This is a genomic window from Ferruginibacter sp. (assembly GCF_014377975.1).
Classification (GTDB): Bacteria; Bacteroidota; Bacteroidia; order Chitinophagales; family Chitinophagaceae; genus Ferruginibacter.
The window spans coordinates 1-2,345 of the sequence record NZ_JACMOO010000345.1; the positions used below are offsets into that span (position 1 = coordinate 1).

Below are 2,345 nucleotides of genomic sequence, written 5' to 3' on the forward strand. Positions count from 1 at the left end.
GCAACCCTTATTGTAAATTTTTTCAGAAAGGCAAAATTCAAAGATTTTGCAGGTGAATTGGAAGAGTCATCAGAGATATTTGACCTTGCACATACGCTGAGTGACTCTGCCTTATTAAAAGAAAATCTGGTAAGAGTAAATGCCATTTTAATTACTGATGGAATTTATACAGGGGAGATTCCTGGAACAAAAACGATATCTGGATATCCTATTTTTTTTAAAGTAGCTGACATTAATTACCTATACAACATTTCAGAGAAAACACACCTGCCAATTGAAATTGATTTTAAAGATGATGGTTTTTATTTACCATGTATTAAATCTCCTTTGGTAAATAAGGAGTATCAGTCTTATCTGGCAATCATCTCCGGTGACGCACTTGTAAATATTTACGAACGTTACGGAGCAAGGCTACTTGAACAGAATGTTCGCTCCTTTTTACAATTTACTGGAAAGGTAAATAGTGGAATCAGAAATACCATTCTTAAAGAACCTCATATGTTTTTAGCGTTTAATAATGGAATTGCTGCAACTGCTGATTCAGTAGAAATTGAAAAGGCAGAGAACGGAAATGGGTTTGTGATTACTAAGGTCAGTGACTTCCAAATTGTAAATGGCGGTCAAACAACTGCTTCTATTTATCATACTTGGAAAAAGGATAAAAAGGATGTTTCAGGAATTCATGTACAGGTCAAATTATCGGTAGTAAAAGATAAGGCTAATTTCAGTGATATTGTAAGCCAGATTTCACAGTACGCAAATACTCAAAATAAGGTTTCAGTGTCAGACTTAAGTTCAAACAGGCCGTACCATATTGAGATGGAAAAGCTTTCAAGAACTATCTGGGCGCCACCTATTGAAGGCAGGGCAATCCAAACAAGATGGTTTTACGACAGAGCGAGAGGTCAATATAAAAACGCAAGAAATAAAGAAGGTTTTTCAAAGGCAAAGCAAAATGCATTTGATTTAAAAAATCCCAAGTCCCAGGTATTTTCTAAAGAGGACGTGGCAAAATACATAAATTCTTATCAGGAAATAATTGAAGGTAAAAAGATGCTAGTGGGCCCCCATTATGTAGTAAGAGGAAATCAAAAAAATTATGTTCAATTCATGAATCATAATCTGGTTAAAAAAACGGATAGTATCTACTTTGAAGATGTAATTGCAAAAGCTATATTGTTCCGGGCCACTGAAAAAGCATATGGTGTAAAACCAAATTCGATAGGTGATATGAGATACATCACGGTACCTTATTCAATTGCATATCTAACTTTCATAACAAAGGGTAAATTGGATTTATATAAAATCTGGAAAGCACAGTCGATTTCCCGGGAACTGAAGGATTTGTTATTTAAGTTGATGCAACAGGTTGAAAACTTTATTAAGAAGAATGCTCCTGGATCATTATACGGCGAATGGGCAAAGAGGGAAGAATGTTGGGAACAACTGAAAAAATTAAAATTAGATATTGATATAGATTCGATAAGAGTAGATATGCAGGATTCTAAAAGTAATTCGCAAAGAAAAAAAATTACAGAAGAAGAATCAGAAGCTTCTCAAATTAAGGAAGAGTTGGACAAGCTTAAATCTATTTCTCCTAAAATGTGGAGAAATATGGAAGAATGGGGGAAGGCTACCGAATTACTAACTCCAAACCAGCAAACAGGGGCATGGAATATTTCGATGCGTTTAAAAAATAATAATAAGCTTACTAATCATGAAAGGATAATGGGTTTAAAAATATGGGAGGTGGTTATTGAGCATGCACCTAAATTACTTTCGGAACAAGACATAACCCCATAAAAAAAGTCTCCCACCAGGTGGTCTGCTGTCCCGCCAGCTTTTCACCGCATCCACTAAAAAAAGATAATTCTCTCACCATCTAACCCGCCGCTGAATACAATACACAGAAAAAACCCACCACGCTATCAAGGGTAATAATTTTACAGGTATGAATGACGTCTAGAAAATTCTTCCCGGCGGCATTGAAGAATAGGTACAAACTGCTGGTAGCACGCTCACGGCTTTAGCATTGTTGGCGATCATCGGCATTCCCTTTGCCCGCCAGCATTTTAAGCTCATCGAAATTTCGACGATGCCTTTTGTAAAGTAATACGGTAAAATACCGCCAGGGTTTTACGCCATTAACCGGAATTGTACATTAAAATGGTTCGTGCTGTGAAACGAGGGCGGGAACGCAAAGCAGGCCTATTGCTATTTATTTAGTATCAGCAGTATTATTTATAAAAAATAGTTTTTCCAATTTTGAGTTAATATACCCGAACTTCTTTTTTGCAACAAATCTCCCCCATACAATAAGCAGGCATTTTTTACCTTGCTTATGC

General features: G+C 36.2%; 2 protein-coding genes. Both read left to right on the plus strand.

Going from position 1 to position 2,345, the window contains the following annotated elements; genetic code table 11:
- A partial coding sequence (locus tag H7254_RS16955) for an AIPR family protein (protein WP_301934096.1) occupies positions 1-1,803 on the plus strand: 1,803 nt, incomplete at its 5' end.
- A gap of 229 nt (positions 1,804-2,032) precedes the next feature.
- A complete protein-coding gene (locus H7254_RS16960; RefSeq protein WP_367875454.1) occupies positions 2,033-2,113 on the plus strand; it encodes a YccF domain-containing protein in 81 nt (26 codons plus the stop codon).
- Positions 2,114-2,345: the final 232 nt, after the last annotated feature.